At 66.7% G+C, this 24,042-nt stretch carries 14 protein-coding genes; 6 read left to right on the top strand and 8 right to left on the bottom strand.

Annotated elements, in window-relative coordinates:
- Positions 1-14 precede the first annotated feature (14 nt).
- Genes arfB through recC form a run of 4 tightly spaced genes read right to left on the bottom strand, consistent with a single transcriptional unit; the run spans position 15 to position 9,830 of the window.
- Positions 15-422 carry an alternative ribosome rescue aminoacyl-tRNA hydrolase ArfB gene (arfB, locus tag P9255_RS24050; RefSeq protein WP_309790533.1) on the bottom strand — a complete coding sequence of 136 codons (408 nt, stop codon included), beginning with the start codon at positions 420-422 and terminating at the stop codon, positions 15-17.
- Positions 423-439: 17 nt separating this feature from the next.
- On the bottom strand, positions 440-2,743 hold the full coding sequence (locus P9255_RS24045) for an AAA family ATPase (RefSeq protein WP_309790532.1): 2,304 nt from the start codon (positions 2,741-2,743) through the stop codon (positions 440-442).
- Positions 2,740-6,438 carry an exodeoxyribonuclease V subunit beta gene (recB, locus tag P9255_RS24040; RefSeq protein WP_309790531.1) on the bottom strand — a complete coding sequence of 1,233 codons (3,699 nt, stop codon included), beginning with the start codon at positions 6,436-6,438 and terminating at the stop codon, positions 2,740-2,742. The genes P9255_RS24045 and recB overlap by 4 nt, the downstream gene beginning before the upstream one ends.
- Positions 6,435-9,830, bottom strand: a complete 3,396-nt coding sequence (gene recC, locus P9255_RS24035) for an exodeoxyribonuclease V subunit gamma (protein WP_309765205.1) — start codon at positions 9,828-9,830, stop codon at positions 6,435-6,437. Before recC ends, recB begins: the two co-directional genes overlap by 4 nt.
- 221 nt (positions 9,831-10,051) lie before the next feature.
- Between recC and P9255_RS24030 the strand changes: the two genes are divergently transcribed.
- A complete protein-coding gene (locus tag P9255_RS24030; protein ID WP_309765206.1) occupies positions 10,052-12,505 on the top strand; it encodes an FUSC family membrane protein in 2,454 nt (817 codons plus the stop codon).
- Between the two features lie 8 nt (positions 12,506-12,513).
- Here the strand turns inward: P9255_RS24030 and P9255_RS24025 are convergent, their stop codons facing one another.
- Both P9255_RS24025 and P9255_RS24020 read right to left on the bottom strand, forming a co-directional pair.
- Positions 12,514-12,735, bottom strand: coding sequence for a hypothetical protein (locus tag P9255_RS24025; RefSeq protein WP_309765207.1), 222 nt, complete (start codon positions 12,733-12,735; stop codon positions 12,514-12,516).
- Positions 12,736-13,008: 273 nt separating this feature from the next.
- Positions 13,009-13,482, bottom strand: a complete 474-nt coding sequence (locus P9255_RS24020) for an Lrp/AsnC family transcriptional regulator (protein WP_309765208.1) — start codon at positions 13,480-13,482, stop codon at positions 13,009-13,011.
- Positions 13,483-13,645: 163 nt separating this feature from the next.
- Between P9255_RS24020 and P9255_RS24015 the strand changes: the two genes are divergently transcribed.
- A complete protein-coding gene (locus P9255_RS24015; RefSeq protein ID WP_309765490.1) occupies positions 13,646-14,188 on the top strand; it encodes a cysteine dioxygenase family protein in 543 nt (180 codons plus the stop codon).
- Between the two features lie 10 nt (positions 14,189-14,198).
- Here the strand turns inward: P9255_RS24015 and P9255_RS24010 are convergent, their stop codons facing one another.
- Both P9255_RS24010 and P9255_RS24005 read right to left on the bottom strand, forming a co-directional pair.
- Complete coding sequence (locus P9255_RS24010) at positions 14,199-16,763, bottom strand: mechanosensitive ion channel family protein (RefSeq protein ID WP_309765209.1); 2,565 nt, start codon at positions 16,761-16,763, stop codon at positions 14,199-14,201.
- An 88-nt stretch (positions 16,764-16,851) separates the two neighbouring features.
- The gene (locus P9255_RS24005) at positions 16,852-17,298 is read right to left on the bottom strand and encodes a hypothetical protein (protein ID WP_309765210.1); all 447 of its coding nucleotides are present in this window, start codon (positions 17,296-17,298) and stop codon (positions 16,852-16,854) included.
- Between the two features lie 231 nt (positions 17,299-17,529).
- Here P9255_RS24005 and P9255_RS24000 point away from each other — a divergent pair, with 231 nt between their 5' ends.
- The 4 genes from P9255_RS24000 to P9255_RS23985 all read left to right on the top strand — a co-directional run bounded on the left by P9255_RS24000 (position 17,530) and on the right by P9255_RS23985 (position 24,039).
- Complete coding sequence (locus P9255_RS24000) at positions 17,530-17,829, top strand: hypothetical protein (protein WP_309765211.1); 300 nt, start codon at positions 17,530-17,532, stop codon at positions 17,827-17,829.
- A gap of 521 nt (positions 17,830-18,350) precedes the next feature.
- A complete protein-coding gene (locus tag P9255_RS23995; protein WP_309765491.1) occupies positions 18,351-19,193 on the top strand; it encodes an IclR family transcriptional regulator in 843 nt (280 codons plus the stop codon).
- A 352-nt stretch (positions 19,194-19,545) separates the two neighbouring features.
- Positions 19,546-20,901, top strand: a complete 1,356-nt coding sequence (locus P9255_RS23990; protein WP_309765212.1) for an MdtA/MuxA family multidrug efflux RND transporter periplasmic adaptor subunit — start codon at positions 19,546-19,548, stop codon at positions 20,899-20,901.
- Between the two features lie 15 nt (positions 20,902-20,916).
- On the top strand, positions 20,917-24,039 hold the full coding sequence (locus tag P9255_RS23985; protein ID WP_309790529.1) for an MdtB/MuxB family multidrug efflux RND transporter permease subunit: 3,123 nt from the start codon (positions 20,917-20,919) through the stop codon (positions 24,037-24,039).
- The last annotated feature ends 3 nt before the right edge of the window (positions 24,040-24,042 follow it).

Below are 24,042 nucleotides of genomic sequence, written 5' to 3'. Positions count from 1 at the left end.
GCCTAATCGCCGCCCTATTCGCCGCGCACCGCGCCCCGCCCCGCCTTCACCGCTCCCCGCCTGACCTTCCCTTCGACGCGGCGCACCTGCGACGCCCGCGTCGGCTTGGTCGCGATGCGCTTGCGCCGGGTGACGCTCACGCTTCGGATCATCTCGTCGAGACGCGCGAGCGCCGCCGCGCGATTCATGTCCTGCGTGCGATGCTCCTGCGCCTTGATGACGATCACGCCTTCGCGCGTGACGCGGCTGTCGGACAGCGCGAGCAGCCGCGCCTTGATGTGCTCCGGCAGCGACGACGCGCGGATGTCGAAGCGCAAGTGAATCGCGCTCGATACCTTGTTGACGCTCTGACCGCCCGCGCCTTGCGCGCGCACGGCGGTCAGTTCGACTTCGCCTGGCGGCACCACGAGGCTATCGCTCATGGATGAAACTCCTTCGTTCAGGATCGATGGTGCATGTGCATCAGCCGCATCATTCGCGCGGCGAGACCGGAATCGCGGCGCGTCGGCGCATCGACGGCCTGCGCGAAGATCGCCGCCGATCCGATGACTTCGATACGGCGCTTCGCCCGCGTGATCGCCGTATAAACCAGTTCGCGCGACAACACGCGCACGAAGCTGCCCGGCAACACGAGCGCCGCGTGCTCGAACTCGGAGCCTTGCGATTTGTGAACGGTCAACGCGAACGCCGTATCGTGCGGCGGCAGCGCAGCCGGCGATACATGACGCAGCGAGCCGTCCGCCATGCGGAACGCGACGCGCAGCGCGCCGTTCGGCCCCGGCAGCGCAATGCCGATATCGCCGTTGAAAAGCCCCAGCGCATAGTCGTTGCGCGTGACGATCACCGGGCGCCCGGCGAACCACTGCGCTCGGATTGCAAGCGCGATGCCCGCCTGCTCGCGCACCTTCGACGCGATGCGCGCGTTCACTTCATCGACGCCGCGTGGCCCTTTGCGCGTGGCGCAGAGCACACGGAAGCGATTGAGCGCATCGAAAAGCCCGGCTTCGTCGGATGGCGGATGCTCGCCCTGCAGCATCGATGAGAGCGCGGCGGCATAAGGCGCGAATCCCTTCGCCAGATGCGCCAGCGTGCGGTCGGACAGCGTGGCGTGACCGTCGTCGAGGAGCACGGCGGCGGAGGCTTCCGGTGCGGCCGGCTGCGTTGCGTCGAGCGCATCGAGCGCGGCTTGCGCGTCGCCGTCGCGGATCGCGATGGACAAGCGGCCGATCGCTGAATCGAGTCCGAAGCGATAGTTGCGCGCGAGCCACACGACGCTGTCGGTGAGCGGCGCGTCGGCGGGCGTTTCGTTCGCTTCACTGGCGCCCGTTTCGAGCGTGGCGAAGAGGTCGGCATAGCCTTCGTCGTCGGCGTGCGGTGCATTGGCGAGCCGCGCGGGGGTAGACGCGTTCGCGGGCGCATCGGCACCTTCGTGGCGAGGGCGTGACGCGTCAAGGGACGGCGCGCCGGCCGGTTCCCTCTCGCGGGCGGCGGCGTTCGAGAACAGGTCGCCCTGCTCCGCACCGCTTTCGACGGGCGCGTCGATGAACGGCTCGCGCTCGCCATCGTCATCGCCCGGGAAGAAGTCGCCGTAGTCATCGTCGCGAGTTTCGATGCGAGCGCCCGGCCGCTCGAGGGCCGCTGCGTTCCTGCGCCCTTCCGCGCCGGAAGCAGGCAACGCCGCCCGCAACCGCGCCAGCGCCACGCCGAGCGCTCCTGCGATCCGCCTCGCGCCCGCCTCGCTGAACGTGGGTTGCGCGCTCAGTTCCGCGAACACCGCGCCCGCCTCGACGGCCGATAGCTGATCCTTGTCGCCCAGCATCACGAGCCGGCTCGACGGCGCAACCGCTTCGAGCAAATGCGCCGCGAGCGCGACGTCGATCATCGACGCCTCGTCAACCACGATCACGTCATACGGCAACGGGTTGTCGCGATGATGCCGGAAACCGCCGTCCGGCAGCACGCCGAGCAGCCGCTGCAACGTGAACGATGTGCGCGGCAGGCGCGCCGCCAGCTCGGGCGGCAGCTTGTCCGCGCGCTCGATCAACGCTTCCTGCATGCGCTGCGCGGCCTTGCCCGTCGGTGCGGCGAGCGCGATGCGCAAGGTCGGGTCGGCGTCGAGCAGACACGCGAGCACGCCGACGACCGTCGTCGTCTTGCCCGTTCCCGGACCGCCGCTCACGATGGTCAGCCGCCCCGCCAGCGCGACGAGCGCGGCGACGCGCTGCCAGTCGATATCGTCGTCATCGGCCGGGGCTTGCCCGAAGTACCGGGCGATCCGCCCGGCCTGCTGCGCGAGTTCCCGCTGCGACACGTCGATGCGCGCCCCGCGCGCCCGTTCGACCAGCGCGACCGCGAGCCGCCGCTCGTAATCGAAGTAGCGCGCGAGATAGAGCCGGCCGTCTTCATCGATGACGAGCGGCCGCAGAGCCGCGGCATCGATGCGCGCCTGCGTGCGCGCCAACGTCGCGACGCCGCTTGCAAGCAGCGCATCGCGTGCTTCGCGCACGCTCTCGCCATGACGCCGCGCGAGCGCGGCAAGCGGCATGCAGACGTGCCCGAGCGCCGTCGCCCGGCTGATGGCGAGCGCCGCGCGTTCGGCCCACGCGACGGCCCGCGCGTCCGCGCCCGACCATCGCGACAGTTCGCCGATGCGCCGCGCGAAACCCTCGGCGAGCGCGGCGCTTTCGTCGGCGAAAGCGGATGCGGCGGACGGCGCCCCGTTCATGGTTTCGACCGTGCTCATGCCGTCACCCCCGACATCGCCCGATCCAGCGCCTCGACCAGTTCCAGCGGCGGCCGCCCGCGATGCACGCCGCTCGCGGCATCGCCGTCGCGCCAGTCGGGACGCACGCCGCGCACGAACAGATACAGATAGCCGCCCACATGCGTCTCGTAGTCGTAATCGGCGAGCCGCGCGCGCAGGTAACGATGCAGCGCGACCACGTATACGAGCGCCTGCAGGTGATACGCGTGATGCGCCATCGCGCTGGCGAGCGACGCGGCGCCGTAGTCCTCGGCGGCATCGCCCAGATGGTTCGACTTCCAGTCGATGATCCAGTAACGCCCGCCGTGCAGCACGATCATGTCGATGAACCCCTTGATGAAGCCCCGCAGCGCGCCCGTCTCCAGCGCGACATCCGGATAACCATGCGCGGCCAGGAGCCGGCGCAGCGCCGGGAAATCCAGCGACGGCGCGGGGAACAGAAACTCCAGCTCGTTCATGCGCCGCCCGTTGGCGACGCCCGACAGCCGCATGCCCGGCGCGATCTCGCTTGCGAGCGTGTCGGCGATGAGCCGCAGCATCATCGGCCGAAGACGCTGCGCGAGCGGCGCGGGCGCGGGGACCGGATACTCGCGCAGCGCATCGTCCACGGCTCCGGGCCACGTCAACGGCTGTGTGAAATCCGCAAGCTCGTACATGCGATGCAGACATTCGCCCGCCGCCGCGCCGCGCGGGAACGCGAGGATGTCGTCGTCGGCGAGCGCGGCTTCGTCGCGGGAAGGCGGCGCTGGCAGGGGCGTCGCGCCGGCATCGGCGAGTTCGTCGTGATCGGGGCGCGCTTCGACCGGCTGCGACTGATTCGCCTCATCCCGCGCGCCCGCCGCCACCAGCGAACTGAAGCTCGCCATGCGCCAGCGGTCGCGCAAGAGTCGCCGGTTGGTGCGCGCGGTGATTTCGTGGGCGCCGGGCTTGTCGGCCGCAAGCGGATCGCGGCTATCGATGACCGGCAGCGGCGTCACGCCGATCGCGCCGTCCGATTGCGCTTCGAGCGCGCGCCACGCCGCGACGATGCCCGCTTCGTCGGGCGGTTCGTCGCAGAACGCGTCGAAGTTCTGACCCGAGCCCGCGGCGAGCCAGTTCAGCACGCTCCTGCGCGATTCCTTCGTCAACTTGTTCGAGACGTTCGAAATGTAGACGCCCGCGACCACGTAGCAGCGATACACCGCCCGCGTCAGCGCGACATAAACGAGCCGCGCCCGCTCGGCCGCCTGCTCCCGCGCGATGGCCGCGCCGATCGCTTTCGCTTCGTCGTCGTCGATTCCGTAGTGCAGCACCGCTTCGCCGGCATCGTCGTGATACTCGCGGGCATCGGGCAAGCCGGATTTCGACGCGTCGCGCGCGCCGCCGTCGTTCAGGAACGGACAGAACACGACCGCGTATTCCAGGCCCTTCGACTTGTGGATCGTCACGATCTGCACGAGATTGCGGTCCGATTCGAGGCGCAATTGCGCATCTTCCCCGCCGCCCCGCTGCGCGCGCTGCGCGGCGAGCCAGCGCAAGGTCGGCGCGATGCCCGGCTGCTCCGCCGAGCGCGCCTGCAGCAGTTCCGCGAGATGGTTGACGTTCGTGAGCCTGCGCTCGGCGTCCGCGCGCGCGACGAGCCGCGCCGCAATCGAGAGTTCGCGCGCGAGCGTGCGCCACATCACGGCGAAGCCGCGCTCGTGCCAGATCGTGCGATAGCGCGAGAAGCGCTCGACCCAGCTCGTCGAATCGCTCGCGCCGCTTTCTTCCGCCGATGCCGCATGTTCCAGACGCCACAGCGCGGCGGCGTCCAGCCCGAACCAGTCGGTCGCGAGCGCGGCGCGCAGACGTCGCAGGTCGCCGGGCGTGTCGATGGCGGCGAGCACGCGCTCGATCTGCTCGGCGTCGAGCGAGCCGAACACCGACGCCTGCGCGAGTTCAACGCTGCCGATGCCCCACGCCGCCAGCACGCGCTTGACGAGACTGCCCTGCCGGTGCGTCTGCACGAGCACGGCGATATCGCCCGCACTGAGCGCCTCGTCGCCGATGCGCACTTCGCCGCGCGCCGCGCCCTTCAAGAGCCGCGCGATTTCGGCGGCGCACGCTTCAGCCGCTTCACGCTGCGCGTTGGCCTTCGACAACGCGGCATCGCCGTGCGGCAGCATCCACACGCAGAAATCCGCGATATCGGAATAAGCGGCGGCGGGCGTCGCATCGACAAAGGGGCCGCGCGATCGCGTGCCCGCGCGCACCGGCTGATAGTCGAGGCCATCGAGAATGAACGCCGACGGATTCGCGCCGAACACGCGATTGCACGCCTCGATGATGCGCGGGGTCGACCGCTGGTTCACCGCGAGCGTGTAACGCGCGCTCGCGCCGTCGCGCGCGGCGAGATACGTGTGCAAATCAGCGGCGCGGAAGCTGTAGATGGCCTGCTTCGGATCGCCGACCAGAAACAGCGGCCCATGCGGCGCGAACACGCGGTTGAAGATCGCGTACTGCAAAGGATCGGTGTCCTGGAATTCGTCGATGAGCGCCGCCGGATAACGCTCGCGCAACGCCTGCGCGAGCCACGCATGTCTGACGAGCGCGTGGTGGAGGTTCGAGAGCAGGTCGTCGAACGACACGACGCGCCGCGCACGCTTTCTCGCCGACAGTTCGGCGGGCGCGTAGTCGAGCCATTCACGCACGATGTCGAGCCACATCGCGCGCTGCGCGGCTTCCGCTGCGGCGGCGGACGCCGCGAGCGTCTCCGCATGCTCGAAGAACGGATGCGCGGGCGGCGCGTGCTTGACCTTCGTGCCCTTCGCCAGCGCCGATGCGGTGATCTTCAGCGCGTCTTTCGGCGGCTCGGCGTGACAGTCGGCATCGGCGAAATATTCTCCCCAGGCGTCGAGCGCGGCCTCGATCATCGAACGCTTGTGCGAGGTCTGCTTCAGCATCGCCTCGGCGTCGAAAAGCAGTTTCGCGATTGCGCCCCGCTCCGCGTTCCACACGGCGCAGGCTTCGTCGAAGAGCGCGCGGGCATCGACGGCTTCGGCTGCAAGCTCGGCTTCGCTCTTGCCCCAGCGCAACGTCGCAAGCGGCTTCTTCAGACGCCGCGCCAACTGCGCATCGAGCGATGCCGGCCCCGCGCCCTTCGCAACGAGCCACGACGCGAACGACGGCGTGCGCGCCGCCGCAGGCTCCACACGCTCGCGCCAGAAATCGGCGGCAAGCTCAAAGCGCAGCGCGCTGTCGTCGGCTTCCATGTCGAACGCGAAGGGCATGGCGGCGGCGAACGGCGCTTCCTGCAGCGCGCGCTGACAGAACGCGTGGATCGTGTGAATCGCGGCCTGATCGAAGGTATGCAGCGCGATGCGGATGCGCTGCAGCGCTTCGCTCGGATCGATGCCCGCGAGCGTGGTTTCGAAAAGCTGCTCGATGAATGGATCGCCGGCGGCATCGCCGTTCTCGATCGCATGGGCGACGCCCGCGAGCCGCGTGCGGATGCGCTCGTGCAGCTCGGCGGTCGCGGCCTTCGTGAATGTGACGACGAGAATGCGTTCGACGCTCAACTGCTTCTCGAGCAGCAGGCGGACGTACAGCGCGCAGATGTTCCACGTCTTGCCGGTGCCGGCCGATGCTTCGATCTGGTTGACGCCGTCGAGCGGGCACGAAAAAACGTCGAGTTCCTGGATTGCCGTGGTCATCATGCGTCGCGTTGCAGGTGTTGCCGAAGCGGCTCGAAAACGATGCGCGCGAGCGCGGCGAAGCGGTCGTCGAGCGCGAGCGATTCACCGCGAAGCGCGATGCGATAAGCGGGATCGTCTGATTCCGCGCGCACGCGATCGGATTCCCACGCGGCGTGCGCCTTCGCATCGCCTTCGCTCATCCTGAGCCACGCGCTCTTCGGGAAGAAACGCAGCGGCATGCGCCGTCCCGCGCGATACAGCGCCGCGAGCGCACCGAGATGCGCGAGCGGATCGGCGACGGACGTCAGCTCGAAATCCGACGACTGCGCGCCGCGTCCGTGCCAGATGGTGCGGCGCGGGCCGTCCGGCAGCGCCGCGCAATACGCGAGATGCGCGAGCCACGCAGATAGGTAATCGCGGGCGCGCGGCTGGTCGTAGCGATAGATCACCTGGCCTTGCGGCGTCAGGCGGTTGAGCGTGCCGGAAAGCGTGAGCGGCCGTTCGTCGATGAGCGCGTCGTCGTGCGCGCCGAAGAGCGCGACGCCTTCCGTATCCGGCCAGCGCGGCGCAATGTCGAGCGAAAACGGCAAGCGCGCTGCACCGTCGGCCACCGAGACGCGGATGCGGTCCGCGAGCTGCGCGAGCGCGTGCATCTCGCGCGTCTGCCAGACGGCGCCCGTCGCGCCGCCGGGCATCTCGGGGCTCGTGCGCGCCACATGACGCGCTCGCTCGCGGGCGTCGTGCGCGACGTGATCTTCCGCTTCGAGCAGCGACGGCAGCACGCGTGCGGCAAGCGCATCGCGGCCCGCGAAGCCGAGTTCGAACGGCTCGGTGACATCGAGCTCGGCCTCGGCATCGACGAGCGCGATGCCCAGCCGATCCCGCAGCAGCGCCCGCGCCGGATGCCGCCAGAAGCGCACGAAATCGTCGAAAGCGACGGTATCCGCGTCCTCGTCCTCAGCCGGCAGCGGCGACGCGAAAAACGGCGCGCTTGCCTGCGCACGCCCCGCAGCCAGCGCACGCGCCAGTTCGGCGCGTTCCGGCTCGTAGGTGAAAAGACGCCCTTGCGGCTCGAAATACTCCGGCGCAAACGGCTGTAGCGGATGCTCGTGAACGAACAACGCCCGCGCCTTCGCCAGTTCATCCGGCGCAGCGTGCTTGCCCGCGACGGCTTCGGCGAGATGATCGAGCAGTTCGTCGATGAGCGCGGCGGGCGGCAGTACGGCGTTGTCGCGAATGCTGCGCCCGGTGTAGGCGATCATCAGCCGGTCGCGGGCCGCGAGCATCAGGTCGAGAAAGAGATTGCGCTCGTCGTCGCGGCGCTGGCGGTCGCCCAGCTTGCCGAAGCTCGCCATGAGATCGAATTCGTCGGCGCGCGTGAGGCTCGGCAACATGCCGTCGTCCATGCCGAGCAGACACACCACGCGATACGGCAGCCCGCGCAGGCTCGTCAGCGACGAGAACGTGACGCCGCCCCACGGCACGCCGCCGCGCGCGGGATCGTCGAGCGTGTCGGTGAGCGCGGTGCGGATCACGGCCGCCGATACCTCCGTGCCGCGCGCGCCTTCGTCCATTGCGACGATCAGCGCGTCGATCGCGTGGCGCACGTCGCCGATGGTGTCGTTGAACGCGACGCCTGCATCGAAGGAACGCGCGAGCGTATCGAGCAGCAAGTCGCCCCATGCGCGCGCGGTCTTCGGCGTTGCGATCTGCGCGGCGAAAGCGTCGATATCGTCGATGAAGCGCGTGAGGCGTCCGAGCAATTCGGCCTCGGACCCCTGCGCGCCCTCGACCGGCAGCCACTCCGCGACCGGCGCGCCGCCGCCCGGCAGCGCGTAGCCGAGATAGAGACGCGTGAGCGCATCGGCGAAGGTGTGACGCGCGGCGGGCACGTGCTCGCCCGCGGCTTCGGCCGGACGCAAACCGCGGCGCGCGCCCGCCGCCGCGAGCCATTCCTGCGCCGTTTCGAGCGATGGCGCATCGATGCCGTAGCGCGTCGCGATTGCGTCGACGCGCAGCCATTCGATCAGCTCCGGCGCGCCGACGCCGCGTTCGGCGAGCGCGAGCCAGTCGAGCATCGCGCGCGCGACCGGGTTCGCCTGCGACGGCGGCAAGCCGGTGATGCGATACGGAATGCGCCTGCGCTCGTTGCTCGCGCCGGCGGGCGCGGTGCCGAACACGCCGTCGATCAGCGGGCCGGCCACCGCGAGATCGGGAAACGCGACGAGCACATCCGACGGCTCGAGTCCTTCTATCGAGTCGAACCAGTCGAGCAGGCGGTCGTGCAGCACTTCCAGCTGACGCGAGAGGCTATGGCATACATGCACTTCCACGCCCGTCTCGACAATGTCTTCTGCTTGCGGCCCGGCGTTCTCTTCGTCGAGCGTGAGGATGCCGTTCTGCACGCGCGCGAGCCACGTCGGCGCGGTGTTCTCTTGGAAGAGTTCGCGCTCGCTCGATGCCGCGCTCTCGGTCAGCTCGTGCAGCATGTGAAGCTGCGCCTGCGTCTGACGGCCCCACTCCGCCAGCAGCGGATGCCCGACCTCCTGAAAATCGGCCTCGCCCTTCAGTTCGAGCTGCTCGACGCGCGCCTGGCTCACGATGTCGAACCAGAATTCGCGGCACGGATTGAGCGCATAGATGCGCACGTCGATCCACCTCGACAGCTCGCGCAGCAACGCGATATGCAGCGGCGGCATCGTCGGCAGCGCGAAAACGCTGATGCGGCTCGGCCATTCGGCGCGCATCGCGGTATCGAGATCGAAGCGCGGCGCTTCGGCCAGAAAGCGATACGCCGGCGGCGTCGGGTCGTGACCGGCGTCGGGCGCCGTCAGGTCTGCCAGCAACGCGCGCCAGAGCGCGGACTGCCATCGTTCGTCCTGACGCTGAATCTCGCTTGCGCCTGCGAGCCGCGGACCGCGAAGGTCCGTCTGCCTGCCATTGCCCGCGAGAATCGAGCCGCCCGCCTGCCAGTGCGTGAGCCATTCCGGGCGATACGTCAGATAGTGGTCGAATACCGTCGCGATGCGGCGCGCGAGTTCGTAGCGCATGGAATCGTCGGCGGCATCGAGATAGGTCGACAGGCGCGGCGCTTCGCTGAACGACGGCTCGTCGAACAGGCGATAGCAGCGCCACGCGAGCCGGTCCGGCGAGAACGGCGAACGCGCGGGCACCGGCAGCACGCGGCCGATCTGCGCCCACAGCCACTGCGCGAGATAGCAGAAATCGACGTTCGCGCAAATGCCGAAACGCTCCGCCATGTCCAGTTCGAGCCGGCGGCGCAGGGCTGCGCTCGGCACGATGACCGACTCGCGCGCGAAGGGATCGCCCTCGCGCATCGCGAATGCGTCGAGGTCCTCGAAAAGCGCGGCGGCGAGCGTTTCGTGACGGTTCGAATAGAAGAGTTCAAGCATGAAGGGCGGGATTGGATGCGCTGCCGGACGGACGAGCAAGGCGTAAAACGCAAAGCTTTGTCAAATCAAGCGTCAGCATAACAAAGCGACTTCGCGCCGAGAACCTGGCCGTTCGGCCAAGGTCCGAAGCCTCGTCGAGTTGCGTTAGACTCGACGTCGCCCTTGCCCGCCTTTGCCGTTTGCCCTTTGCCCGCTTACTCGCGCGTCCATACAGGAAGTCGATGCGTTACTCGTTCGAAATCAGAAAGTTCGTCTACAGCCAGTACTTCTTCGGCGGCTTGCGCAGCGCGCTCGGCATTTCGCTTCCGGCCGTGCTGATGCTCACGGTGTTTCACAACCGCGAGCTCGGCTTCACGATCGCCACGGGTGCGCTGGGCGCGTGCGTCGTCGACATGCCGGGGCCGCTCAAGCACAAGCACAACGAGATGCTCGCGTGCACGTTCATCGGCTTTTTCTCGGCGCTCGCCACCGGCATTGCGACGGCCCATCCGGTGACGCTCTGGCTGACCGTCGTGCCGCTCACGTTCGTGCTCTCGCTGATCGTCGTCTACGGCAACCGCTGGCCGCAGATCAGCTTCGCGACGCTCTTCATGATGATCGTCACGCTGGAAGAGCATTTCACGCCGATGCAGGCGCTCATCAACGCGTCGTGGATACTGCTCGGCGGCCTCTGGTACACGTACTGGGCGACGCTCGTCTCGCATCTGCTCGTGTATCGCATCGAGCGGCAGGCGCTCGCGCAGAGCATCTTCAGCTGCGCGGAGTATCTGCAGGCGCGCGCCGAGTTCTATGACGTCGACGCCGACCTCGACGAGTGCTATCGAAAGCTCATCGAAAAGCAGATCGCGGCGGTGGAGCAGCAGGAAGGCGCGCGGGAAATCGTGTTGCGCAATCTGCCGAAGGTCCAGACGCGCAGGCTCGATGCGCGGCGCGCCCGGCTCTTCAATCTCTTCATCAACATCGTGGACCTGCACGAGTTCTTCGTCGGCGCGCATACGGACTATCCGCTCGTGCGCAGGACGTTCGCCGGATCGGACGTGCTCGTGTTCTATCGCGACCTGATGCGCAAGGCCGGCGAGGACCTGGAGGAAATCGGCCTGGCGGTGCTGCAGAACCGGCCCGCGTCGAAGCACGTCAGCATGAAGGCCGAGTTGCGCGCGATCGAATACGAGCTCGAACTGATGCGCAAGCACGCGCTGCCCGAGAAGAATCCCGAGGCGTATGCGGCGGCGGCGGCCGTGTTCCGGCGCCTGTGGAGCGCCACGCGCCTGATCGACAAGATGCGCCGCCGCACGCACGACGACGCGAGCCTCAGCGAAACCGAACTGCAGATCGATCACGCGCTGTCGCGTTTCATATCGAGCCGCCGCGTGCCGTTCAGGCAGATTTTCTCGAATCTGACGATGTCTTCGCCGAGTTTTCGCCATGCGCTGCGCGTGACCATTGCGGTGGGCATCGGCTTCTGGCTCGGGCGGCTGCTGCCGCTGACGAACGCATACTGGATCGTCATGACCACCGTCATCATCCTGAAGCCGGGCTATTCGCTGACCAAGCAGCGCAATACGCAGCGGATCATCGGCACGGCGATCGGCTGCGCGGTGACCATCGCGCTGATACTCGTCGTCAAGGACCCGCATGTGCTGCTCGTCGCGATGTTCGCGTCGATGGTCATGAGCTACAGCCTGCTCCTCTTCAATTACGCGGGCAGCGTGGTCTTCACGTCGTCCTATGTGCTGCTGATGTTCCATCTGCTCGCGCCGGGCAGCTTGCGGCTGATCGGCGAGCGCGCCATCGACACGGTCGTCGGCTGCGCGATCGCCATTGCCGCCAGTCATCTGTTCCCGTACTGGGAGTATCGGCTGATGGGCAAGCTCGTGAAGGACCTGCTCGGCGCGACACGCAATTATCTGGAAGCGAGCTGGTCGTGGAAGACGAAGGCGGCAAGCGCTGCATCGCGTGCGCCCTCATCCGTGCCGAGCGCCGCTTTCGCCGATGCCAACGCGAGCGCCGCGCACGCGTTCGCGCCAGCCGTGGAAGCGAAAGCCGACGCCGTCAGCGACGCGCCCGCCATCAAGGCCGCGAGCGCGACGGCGGAGCGGCTGTCGTCGGTCAACATCGGGGAGAGCACGGCTGCCACCGCGAGCAAGGGCGGCTCGGCTGCGGCGACCGTCGCGGCGACGGCGCTGGACCGCGACTTCCGCTACCGGCTTGCGCGCAAGAACGTGCACGTCGCGTTCGCGAATTTGGCCCAGGCGTTTCAGCGCATGATGCTGGAGCCGAAGCCGCAGCAAAAGTACGTCGCCGAGCTGAACGATCTGCTCGTGCAAAGCCATGTGCTCGCATCGCAGATCACGGCGGCCGCGCCGCTGCTGCAAGCGATCGACAATGCCGATCCGAAGCCCTTCGAGCCGGTGCAGCGTGCGTTCGGCATCGTGCGGGACAACCTGTCGGACGCGCAGGCCGTGATATCCGACGATGACGGCGCGCCGCCCCCCGATGCGATCAAGGAATTGCGCCGCGATCTCGATACGATGGTCGCGAGCGCCGAACGCGCGCAGTCGCTACCCGCCGATGCCATTCAGGATCTCAAGCTGCTTGCGCATCAGTGCAAGCAGATGCTCACGGCGTCGACGCTGATTCGCAAGGACGCGGCGCAAATCCATCTGCCGTCCTGAGCGCAGTGTTATTGCGATGCGCCCGTCGCGGGAAGCGCGGACCGCGCATCGCTTGCGGCGGCGGGCGGTGCGGTCTGCTCGTCGAATTCGCGCTTTTCGCGGATCGCGTTGAAGAGCAGCGTGAAGATAACGAGCAGCAACACCACGACGATGAACACGCTGATCCCCAAAGTCGGATTCTTCTTTTTCTGCGGCGCGTTCGGGCGCTGATTGCGTGGGTCGTCGGTCATGGGGCGCGGCGGCTCGTTCAGAGTTTTCGAGATGAAACCGACATCGTACCCGGCTTCGATTTCAGTTGGGTTGCGAGCGCCGTTTCACTACGCGAACGACACTCGCGAAATTCTGTGCTGCACCATCCCGCTTGAACGAACCTCGCCCTGTTGACCATACTCGAGCGGATTCCATGCGCGTCCGATCCCTCAAGCGCCAGGGGCTCGAAGGGATACCTCGTGACCGGACGTGTTCGGCCGCCCTCCCCGGGCGGCTTTTCTTTCGCCGCGCGCTCAGGCGTCCGCTGCGGGCCGCACCGGCAGCGCCGTCGAGTACTTGATCTGCTCCATCGCGAAGCTCGAACTCACGTCGTAAAGCGGCACCGCGCGGATGAGCTGCTTGTAGACGCGGTCGTAATCGTCGATATCGGATACCACCACGCGCAGCAGATAATCCGTCTCGCCGCTCATCCGATACACCTCGACCACTTCCGGTATGTCGCGCACGGCGCGCGTGAATTCGTCCGCCCAGCTTTGCGTGTGCTGATTCGTCCGCACCGCGACGAACACGGTCGTGCCGACGCCCAGCTTCTTCGGATCGCACAGCGCCACCTGTGCGCGGATCACGCCGGTCTCCTTCAGGCGCTGCACGCGCTTCCAGCAAGGCGTCTGCGAAAGATTGACACGCTGGGCCAGCTCCGCGACGGGCATCGTCACGTCGCTCTGAAGCAATTCAAGCAACTTGCGGTCGATGAGGTCCATTCCCATACTGCATCCCCGATAGATTAATTTTCTCTTTTTCGAAGCATCGGCGGAATTATATGAAAACAAATTCCAGATGCAAGCCGATATAAATGGAGGCTCGAATCCTGATCCCAGATTTCCCATGAAGCTGCCAACTTCCGATCGCCCGGCGCTGCAAAACGGCGACATGCGCGCCGCACTGCACGCCTGGCGCCACGCCAATCCGGCGTTGCAACGGCTCTGCAGTGACATCGATGCCGCGTTCGAAGCCGGCGACGCATCGTTCGGGGCGCGAGTGCGCGCGGCGCTGGCGCAGGCGATCGCCGATCCCGGCCTGCTCGACGCGCAGCAGCGCATTGGCGACGCGCGCGGCTATCGCCGTCATCTGCTCGCCGCCGATCCGCTCGACCGCTACGCGATCGCCGCGCTCGTCTGGGAGCCGGGGCAAGCGAGTCCGGTGCATGGCCACCGGACGTGGTGCGGCTATGCGGTCATCGACGGCACGCTTGCCGAAACGCTCTATCGCTGGGATGCCGATACGCATTGCGCGCTGGAAACGCGCCGTCATCCGCGTGCGCCGGGCGCGGTATCGTTCGTCGATGCGGGACGCGGCGCGATCCATCGACTCGGCAATCCCGCCGATGCCGGCACGCGCGCCGTGTCGATTCACGTCTATGGCGTCGCCGGCGAGCATATCGCCACGCACGTCAACGATCTGCTCGCCGCCTGACCTTCGGCGCTCAGCCCTTGCCGGGTTCCGGCGCCGTCGGTATCTGCGGCGGAATCTGCACCGAATGATCGGTGGCGGGCGGCGCGGGCCGCGGTTCGTGCGATACGTCGAGCGCTGCTGCCCGCACGCCTTCGGCGGCATCGTCCGCTGCTTCCTCGTCGATCCAGATGCGTCTCGGCTGCGTGTCGCGTTCGCCTGAAGCGGCAGCATCACGCGACATCTGCACGTGCATTTGCGGCACCGGAATCTGCATGCCGGCTTCGTCCATCTTGCGCTTGATGCGCAGATTGAACGCCCGCGCGACGCTCCATTGCTGCAGCGGCCGCGTCTTGATCTGGCCTTTCACGACCATCCAGTTCGGATCGAAACGATCCAGTCCCCACACTTCGACCGGCCCGAGCATTTCGCGCCGGTAGCGCAGATCGTCCATCAGCTCCGCGCCGACTTCGCGGATCATTTCGGTGACGGCGTCGACATCGGCGGAGAACGGCAGGCGCACTTCGAACACCGCATAGGCGAAATCGCGCGACAGGTTCTTCACCGTCTTGATCTGCGAAAACGGAATGGCGTGAATCGCGCCCTGCCCGTCGCGCAGGCGCACGGTGCGGATCGTCAGACTCTCCACGATGCCCGCGTGCCCGCCTTCGACTTCGATCGAATCGCCGACGGAAATGGTGTCCTCGATGATGATGAAAAGCCCCGTGATCAGATCGGCGACGAGCGATTGCGCGCCGAAACCGACCGCGAGACCGATCACGCCTGCGCCAGCGAGCAGCGGCGTCACGTTGAGGCCGAGGTTCGCCGCCGTGACGATCGCCGCGATCATCAGCAGCACGACGAAGACGACGTTGCGCAGGAGCGGCAGCATCGTGCGCGCGCGCATGCTCGGGCCGCGCCCGCCGCGCCGCGAGGATTCGGGCTTGAGCGTTTCCTGAATGCCGGTATCGATCAGAATCCACACGAGCCACACCACGAAGAACGTCAGCACGATCATGCCGACGGCGTGCGTGATGCCGCGCGCCGCGACGCTGCGCTCGGCCATGTCCGCGAGCGAGAAGCCCCAGAAGCGCGACGACACTTCGAGGAACGCGAGCCACACGCCGACGACGATGAGCGTGCCGAAGAACTTGACGAGCCGTCGCACGTACGCCGACTGGCGGCGCGGCCGGCGCGACTTCGGCCGCGTGATGCGGATCACGATAGCCGACAGGAAGAACGCGACGACCAGCAGGCCCGCGGTCGCGATCGCCATCTGCAGCACGTTCTCGGATGTGCCGATGCCCGCGAGCGTCGCCACCACCGACGCGGACGCGAGCAGCAAGAGCGGCAGCTGCCACAGCGAGGCGACCACATCGAACGTTTCGGTCGCGGCCTTGCGCGTGTGCCGCTGCTCGTACGTGCGGCTGCGGATCAGATGCGCGACCGGCCGCTGAAAGGCGAGCGCGAAGCAGGCGGTGAGCGCGGCGGCGGCCATGTTCGCGAAGGTCGAAATCAGCGCGGAGAGATTGGTGCCGAGCTGCTGCGCGACGTCGTAGTTCGCGGCGGCGTCTCCAAGCGCGCCGAGCGTGCCGATCAGAAACAGGAGCCGCCGCGCGTGGATGATGAGCACGTTGACCGCGACGCGCCGGTGCGCGGAGCCGAACAGCGAGAACATGATGAGACAGATAGCCGAGAACACCGCGCCGGCGACCATCGCGTAGGCGGTGACCATCGCGAGCGTGCGGCCGAGCGATTGCGGCATCAGATGCGCGAAGGTCAGCGCCGCGAGAAACGCGATCAGATACGGCGCGACCCGGCGCATCGCGAAAAGCAGCAGTTCGCGCGTCGTCGGATTCGAATGCAGCGACACTTCGACGCCGTAGCGGCTCGACACGCGCCGCTGCGCATACACGAGCACGAAGGCGCACGCGCCCCAGCCGGCGAGCGTCGCGAAGAAGTTGAACAACGTGCGGCCGAACGGCTCCCGGCTCTGGCTGGAGACGATCGTGAACAGTTCGTTGCCCGCCGCGTTGAAGCGTCCGCCCCAGTAGGCGAGCGGCGTCTTGCCGCGCTTCACGTCGGCTTCGATGCTCGTGACCGCCGATGCGATCGCGCCGAGCAAGCCCGCGTTCTGCGCGATGCTCGCCACCACCGAGGGCGTCGGCGCACTCGCCGGAGCGCTGGCGGCGGCACCGGCGGCGGGAGGCGCGGTATCGGCGGACGATGCGGGGGATGCGGCGGCGGCGGCGTGCTTCGCATCGCGAAGGCGCTTGAGTTGCGCGACGAGCGCGGTGCGTTGGCGGTCGTTGTCGAGCGTCGCGATGACGGTGTCGAGCGAGTGCAGCATGTCGGCATCCGACACGACCGGCGCCGATGCACCGACCGCCTGCGTCGACGACGACGGCGCGGGCGGCGCGATGAGTTCCTGAAAAGTGGGCAGATCGAGCGCGGGAGCGGCGTGCGCGGGGGTGATCGTCAGCAGGACCAGCACGGCAAGAACAAGCGACGACAACACGCGCGCCACGGCGAAAGCCGGCATCCGGGATCTCGCGACGAACGCCAGCGCGCCGCCATGCGCGAGCTTGCGTGACTTCATAACGGTCTCGATTTCCGAAAGCTCGCCAGTTTACCGGCTGACCCCGGCGCGGCGCGCATCGCGGACGTAACGGAATGTTAGCCCGGGCCTACTTGTCCATGTCCGTGCGCGTACCGGACGAATCGGCGGAGGGACTCGCCCCCGATGCGCCGCCATCCTTCGCCGACCACTCCTGCAGCTTGCGTCCTGCCGACTGCAGACCCGCGCCCGTCGCGCTGGCGGCATCGGCGATGGCGGCGTTGGTGGCGCTCGCCGCACCCTGAAGGTTGGCCCGTGCCGATGCCGCGACGCCGCTCGCCGACAGGTCGGGCATCGCGCCCGCCTTGTCCATGCCCTGTTGCGCGGACTGCTTTGCGGCATCCACTTTCTGGCCGACGTAGCTCGCCGCCTGATCGAACTTCTGGTTGGTCTGGCTCGCGAGGTTATTGAGCGCACTCGCGGCCTGGCCCGCGGTGGCGTCGTGCTTCTCGCACGCGGCCAGCACGCCGAGCGCCATAAGCGCCATCGCGACGCGAGCGAAAGGGGTCGTCTGCATGGTCTTGCTCCTACGTGAAAACGCGCGCTCATCATACGCTGTCCGGATTGCCGCGAACCGCGAAGCTTGCATGACGAGGGAACTCGCTTGACGCGCGCCGTCGGCGGAATCTGATGAGCAGTAGAGTCTTCCCTCTACATTTAGGAGACTTCTGGTTTTGGTCGGCGATGCATCGGCATATATTCCGCTGCAGTCCACGCCCTCCCCATCATCGTCAACACCATGCTTTATATGAACGTCTCCATCGCCCTCGTCGCCGGGCTGATGCTTTTCGAACCCTTCACCCGCGCACCCGTCTCCCGTTTCACCACCCATCGCATGCGGCGCATCCTCGCGAAGCGCTCCTACTATCAGGCCGGCGGCGCCTTGTTCGCCGCGCTGCTCGTCGCCACGAGCCAGCCCTCGCCGGAACGCATCCATCCCCTGGTGCCGCTCGGCGTCGCCGTGCTGCTGCTCGTCGCGAGCGTTTATTGGCTGGTTCGCGGCAAGCTGCTACTCCGCCAGCGCCGCGTGTTCACCGAACTGCACTAAGCGCGCATTTGCCGGGGCGATCAGTCGCTACCGGCGAACCGTCACGCGCTATACGCCGGCGCATTTACAGGCCTCCCGCTTTCACCGGCGCAACGGTAAGCGCCTCATGCGCTTTGAGCGTATATTCAGGGCCAGCTCAACTCCAAGTCGAGTCCGGCATTCAAAAACCGCGGGCGAAAAAAAAAAGGCGCTACGTTGCCGTAGCGCCTTAAAAGTTCTAGCCATTCCGAGGGCCGTGCTAGAACCTGAGAGCCGGTAATCGAAGCCCGAGGCGGTAAGCGACTGTGCACGTCACCCCGGTTTCGAAATCGGATTCCATTTTTTACGGGATCACTGCTCAGGTCAAGCAAAATTTCGGCGTCCGGGCATCTGCCCGACAGCGGTGTTGCGGGGACGTATCATCGAAAAGTAACGTGATCGATACCACTTATCATCGGTACTTGCATGGCTTGCAAGTTTGAGGCCGCGCAACAGCTGACTTTCGCGAAACCTCGCGTTCGAAACGATGTTTCATTATGCAAATGCACACGATGAGCAGCCGGTCGTCGAGCCGGGAAAAAGCAAAAGAAAAGGATGGCGATGAGGTCACTGCGCTCGCCCGTGGCCTCGATGTGCTGCGCCGGATCGCCGCCGCCGACGCGCCCGTCAGCAATCGCGAGCTGACCGACTGGACCGGCATCCCGAAACCGACGGTCTCGCGCATCACCGCGACGCTCGTAGGCGCCGGCTTGCTCCTTCGCTTGCCCGACAGCGAGCGTTTCGTGCTGACGGCGTCGGTGCTCGAACTCAGCAACGGCTTCCTGCGCAACTTCGACATTCGCGCAAGGGCGCGGCCCTTTCTCATCGCGCTCGCGGAGCGCACCGGCCTGAGCGTGCATCTCGCCGTGCGCGATCGGCTGGAGATGGTGGTCATCGACGCAATCCGCCCGCGTTCCGCCGTGCTCGTTTCACGGCTCGATGTCGGCGGCAGGATGGACCTGAGCCGCACGGCGATCGGGCGGGCGTATCTGTCGGTGCTCGACGATCACGACCGGCAGGCGCTGATCGGCAGCCTGCAGACCGCATCGGGCGATGACTGGCCGGCCATCGCGGGCGGCCTGCAACGCGGTCTCGACGATGCGCGCCGTCACGGCTTCGCGATATCGCTCGGCGAATGGCATCTGGGCCTCAACGCGGTGGCCGCGGGTTTCGTCGGGCCGTCGGAGGAGCGGTACTCGGTCAACTGCGGGGGAGCGGCGCATCAGTGTCCGCATGAAACGCTCGTCGAAAGCGTCGCGCCCGCACTGCTCGAATGCGTCGAATACATCGCGCGCGAAATCGGCGGCACGCCGGGCGCGAGAGCGTCCACTCGCGAGACCAAGTAGACTTACGCGCCTGACGACGATGGCCCCTGCCGTCGCACGCCGTCTCGCGGCCGCGCTTCGGCCCATTCAGGGCCGCGTGTTACACCCGTAATCAACAGAAAGAATGCCCGGTGGACGGGCATGGGCGCGAGACGTAGCATCATGCTTCGCGCGCACCGGGGTAGCATCATGCTTCGCGCGCACCGGGGCCGCGCCGGGACCCTTGGCCGAAGCCCTGCTTACATCGGCTTTTCCTGAACGGACGGGCGTGGCGCCCGCCGCCGACCTTCCCGGACCCCGCCCCGACCGCATCGCGAGATGCCGCCCATCCGCGCCCCGTACGACAGACTTGGAAAGACCCAGCCACCAAACGATGGACGACCAAAAGACCACTCCCGCGCAATCACGCCAGAAGCCCACGCGCCCCGCCGATCCCGCCCCGCCCGTCACTGCTGCGCCGCCGCGCCGTCGCCGGCTCGTGCCGCTCGTCGTCGCGGTGCTGATCGTCGCGGGTGCGGTGGCGTGGTGGCATCCGTGGAATCGCGGCGGCACGTCCGGCCAGCCGCAGGAGGCGCGTCAGGGCGCACGGCGCGGCGCGAACCCGATGAACCAGCCGCAGCCGGTGCATGTCGCGACCGTCTCGCAAGGCGAGATGCCCGTGGTCATCAACTCGCTCGGCACGGTCACGCCGCTCGCGAACGTCACGGTCAAGACCCAGTTGAACGGCACGCTGATGAACGTCGCGTTCACCGAAGGTCAGATGGTCAGGAAGGGCGACCTTCTCGCGCAGATCGACCCCCGCCCGTACGAGATTTCATTGCGCAACGCCGAAGGCACGCTCGCCCGCGATCAGGCGTTGCTGCAGACCGCGCGCCTCGATTTGCAGCGCTATCAGACGCTGCTTTCGCAGGACTCCATCGCGAAGCAGCAGGTGGACACGCAGGCATCGCTCGTCAAGCAGTACGAAGGCGCGGTGAAGTCCGATCAGGCCAACGTCGATACCTACAAGCTCGATCTGACTTACGCGCGCATCACCGCGCCGGTATCGGGGCGCGTGGGTCTGCGGCAGGTCGATCCGGGCAATTACGTCACGACGGGCGATACCAACGGCGTGGTCGTCATCACGCAGTTGCAGCCGATCAGCGTGATCTTCACGACCTCCGAAGACAATCTCGCCGCGATCCTGAAGCCGCTGCACGCAGGCACGAAGATGTCGGTGACGGCCTATGACCGCGCGAACACCACCGCGCTCGAAGCCGGCTATCTGGAGACCGTCGACAATCAGATCGACACGACGACGGGCACGGTCAAGCTGCGCGCTACGTTCCAGAACAAGGAAGGCATGCTGTTCCCGAACCAGTTCGTGAACACGAAGCTCCTCGTCGATGTGATCAGGAACGCGACCATCGTGCCGACTTCGGCGGTGCTCAACGGTTCGTCGGGCGCGTTCGTGTACGTCGTGAAGGCGGACAACACCGTGACCGTTCGCAACGTGAAGACCGGCCCCGTCGATGGCGAGCGCACCAGCGTCAAGTCCGGGCTGCAAGTGGGCGAGCGCGTGGTGATCGACGGTTCGGACCGCCTGAAGGAAGGCGCGAAAATCACGATTCCAGCGGAGCGGGCAGCGGGGGCGTCGGGCGCCTCGGGCGCCTCGGGCGCTTCCGCCGCCGCGCCGGCGTCGGCGGCGTCCGGCACGCGTCATCATCGGCGTCAGCAGCAGCCGCAGTAACGGTCAGGCCAACGCATGAATCCCTCCCGCATTTTTATCCTGCGTCCGGTCGGCACGGCGCTCCTGATGGCGGCGATCATGCTGGTCGGCCTCGTCGCGCTGCGCTTTCTGCCGCTTTCCGCGCTGCCCGCCGTCAACTACCCGACCATCCAGGTCCAGACGTTCTATCCGGGCGCGTCGCCCGACGTGATGACGTCGAGCGTTACCGCGCCGCTCGAGAAGCAGTTCGGGCAGATGGCGAGTCTCAACCAGATGTCGTCGCAGAGTTCGGCGGGGGCATCGGTCATCACGCTGCAGTTCAGCCTCGACCTGCCGCTCGATATCGCCGAGCAGGAAGTGCAGGCCGCAATCAACGCGGCGGGCAATCTGCTGCCGTCCGACCTGCCCGCGCCGCCGATCTACGCGAAGGTGAATCCCGCCGACGCGCCGATCATGACGCTCGCGATCAGCTCGGACACGCTGCCGCTCACGCAAGTGCAGGATCTCGCCGATACCCGCCTCGCGCAGAAAATCTCGCAAGTGGCGGGCGTCGGGCTCGTGTCGATCAGCGGCGGCAATCGCCCGGCGGTGCGCATCCAGGCGAACACGCGCGCGCTCGCGTCGTATGGCCTGAACATCGACGACCTGCGCACGACCATTTCGAATCTCAACGTCAACACGCCGAAGGGCAACTTCGACGGCCCGACGCGCGCCTACACCATCAACGCGAACGATCAGCTGACCGATGCGAACGCGTACAAGAGCGCGGTCGTCGCGTATCGCAACGGCCGGCCGGTGATGCTGACCGACGTCGCGACCATCGTGCAGGGTCCGGAAAACACGAAGCTCGGCGCGTGGGTCGATGCCACGCCCGCGATCATTCTCAACGTGCAGCGCCAGCCGGGCGCAAACGTCATCCAGGTGGTGGACGGCATCAAGAAGCTGCTGCCGAATCTGCAGCAATCGCTGCCGGCCGCGCTCGACGTGCGCGTCGTAACCGACCGCACCACGACCATCCGCGCGTCGGTGCGCGATGTGCAGTTCGAGCTCGCGCTGTCCGTCGTGCTGGTCGTGATGGTCATCTATCTCTTCCTCGCCAACGTCTACGCGACCATCATTCCGAGTCTGTCGGTGCCGCTGTCGCTCGTCGGCACGCTCGCCGTCATGTACCTCTGCGGCTTTTCGCTCGACAACCTCTCGCTGATGGCGCTGACCATCGCGACCGGCTTCGTCGTCGACGACGCCATCGTGATGATCGAGAACATCGCGCGTTACGTCGAAGAAGGCGATCCGCCGCTCGAAGCCGCGCTGAAGGGCAGCCGGCAGATCGGCTTCACCATCATCTCGCTCACGGTTTCCCTGATCGCCGTGCTGATTCCGCTGCTCTTCATGGGCGATGTCGTCGGCCGGCTGTTCCACGAATTCGCGATCACGCTCGCCGTGACCATCGTGATTTCGGCGATCGTCTCGCTCACGCTCGTCCCGATGATGTGCGCGAAGCTCCTGCGCCACACGCCGCCGCGCGACAGCAAGCGTTTCGAGGCGCGCGCGCACCGGTTCATCGAATACGTGATCGGCCGTTATGCGGTCGCGCTCGAATGGGTGCTGGAACGTCAGCGCGCGACGCTGGTTGTGGCCGTGCTCACGCTCGTGCTGACCGGCGTGCTCTACGTGTTCATTCCGAAGGGCTTCTTCCCGACGCAGGACACGGGCGTCATCCAGGCGATCACGCAAGCGCCGCAGGCCGCTTCGTATCAGGCGGTCGCGGAGCAGCAGCAGGCGCTCGCGAAAAAGATTCTTGAGAACGCGGATGTCGAAAGTCTCACGTCGTTCGTCGGCGTCGATGGCACGAACATCACGCTCAACAGCGGGCGCATGCTCATCAACCTCAAGCCGCGCGACGACCGCAGCAATACGTCGAGCGAAATCATCCGCACCATTCAGAGCGAAGTCGCGGATATCCCCGGCATCAAGCTGTACATGCAGCCGGTGCAAGACCTGACGATCGACTCCACCGTCAGCCCGACGCAATATCAGTTCATGCTGACGGACCCGAACGCGACCGAGTTCGCGGAGTGGGTGCCGAAGCTCGTCGAGAAGCTGCAACATACGTCGATCCTGACGGATGTCGCCACGGACCTGCAGCAGAACGGCCAGTCCGTGTACGTTGAAATCGACCGGGCGACGGCCGCGCGCTTCGGCATCACGCCGGCAACCGTCAACAACGCGCTCTACGACGCCTTCGGCCAGCGCATCATCTCGACCATCTTCACGCAATCGAACCAGTACCGCGTGATTCTCGAAGCCGAACCGAGCGACGCGCACTACAGCGAAACGCTCAACGGCATCTATCTGCCCTCTTCCACCGCGACGAACGGACAAGTGCCGCTCTCGAGCATCGCGAAGTTCCATGAGCGCGCAGCGCCCTTGCTCGTCACGCATCTCGGCCAGTTCCCGGCGACGACCGTATCGTTCAACCTCGCGAAGGGCGCATCGCTCGGCGCGGCGGTGAAGGCGATCGAGCAGGCGAAGAACGAAATCGGCCTGCCCGCTTCGTTCCAGATTCGCTATCAGGGCGCGGCGCTCGCGTTCCAGGCGTCGCTGTCGAACGAACTGTTCCTGATCCTCGCGGCCATCCTCACGATGTATATCGTGCTCGGCGTGCTGTACGAGAGTTTCATCCATCCGATCACCATTCTTTCGACGCTGCCGTCGGCCGGCGTCGGCGCGCTCCTCTCGCTGATGATCACCGGGCACGATCTGGACATCATCGGGATCATCGGCATCGTGCTCTTGATCGGCATCGTGAAGAAAAACGCGATCATGATGATCGACTTCGCGCTCGAAGCGGAGCGCGATCAGGGCAAGGCGCCGCGCGAGGCGATCTTCCAGGCGTGCCTGCTGCGCTTCCGCCCCATTCTCATGACGACGATGGCCGCGCTCCTCGGCGCGCTGCCGCTGATGCTCGGCTGGGGCGCGGGTTCGGAGCTCAGGCATCCGCTGGGCATTGCAATCGTCGGCGGCCTGATCGTGTCCCAGTTGCTCACGCTCTTCACGACGCCGGTGATCTATCTCGCGTTCGATTCGCTCGGCCAGCGCCTGCGCGCACGCTTCGGACGCGGCCTGCCCGACGCCCGGCCCGCGAGCGACGTGGAGTAAGCC

Source organism: Caballeronia sp. LZ019, assembly GCF_031450825.1.
Classification (GTDB): domain Bacteria; phylum Pseudomonadota; class Gammaproteobacteria; order Burkholderiales; family Burkholderiaceae; genus Caballeronia.
Note: the sequence above shows the minus strand (reverse complement) of the source record. Positions and strands in the feature narration are given on the sequence as shown.

Bases quoted from the DNA above. Each gene is read 5' to 3' on its own strand.
- arfB (WP_309790533.1), bottom strand. From the start codon at position 422: ATGAGCGATAGCCTCGTGGTGCCGCCAGGCGAAGTCGAACTGACCGCC.
- P9255_RS24045 (WP_309790532.1), bottom strand. From the start codon at position 2,743: ATGAGCACGGTCGAAACCATGAACGGGGCGCCGTCCGCCGCATCCGCT.
- recB (WP_309790531.1), bottom strand. From the start codon at position 6,438: ATGATGACCACGGCAATCCAGGAACTCGACGTTTTTTCGTGCCCGCTC.
- recC (WP_309765205.1), bottom strand. From the start codon at position 9,830: ATGCTTGAACTCTTCTATTCGAACCGTCACGAAACGCTCGCCGCCGCG.
- P9255_RS24030 (WP_309765206.1), top strand. From the start codon at position 10,052: ATGCGTTACTCGTTCGAAATCAGAAAGTTCGTCTACAGCCAGTACTTC.
- P9255_RS24025 (WP_309765207.1), bottom strand. From the start codon at position 12,735: ATGACCGACGACCCACGCAATCAGCGCCCGAACGCGCCGCAGAAAAAG.
- P9255_RS24020 (WP_309765208.1), bottom strand. From the start codon at position 13,482: ATGGGAATGGACCTCATCGACCGCAAGTTGCTTGAATTGCTTCAGAGC.
- P9255_RS24015 (WP_309765490.1), top strand. From the start codon at position 13,646: ATGCGCGCCGCACTGCACGCCTGGCGCCACGCCAATCCGGCGTTGCAA.
- P9255_RS24010 (WP_309765209.1), bottom strand. From the start codon at position 16,763: ATGAAGTCACGCAAGCTCGCGCATGGCGGCGCGCTGGCGTTCGTCGCG.
- P9255_RS24005 (WP_309765210.1), bottom strand. From the start codon at position 17,298: ATGCAGACGACCCCTTTCGCTCGCGTCGCGATGGCGCTTATGGCGCTC.
- P9255_RS24000 (WP_309765211.1), top strand. From the start codon at position 17,530: ATGAACGTCTCCATCGCCCTCGTCGCCGGGCTGATGCTTTTCGAACCC.
- P9255_RS23995 (WP_309765491.1), top strand. From the start codon at position 18,351: ATGCACACGATGAGCAGCCGGTCGTCGAGCCGGGAAAAAGCAAAAGAA.
- P9255_RS23990 (WP_309765212.1), top strand. From the start codon at position 19,546: ATGGACGACCAAAAGACCACTCCCGCGCAATCACGCCAGAAGCCCACG.
- P9255_RS23985 (WP_309790529.1), top strand. From the start codon at position 20,917: ATGAATCCCTCCCGCATTTTTATCCTGCGTCCGGTCGGCACGGCGCTC.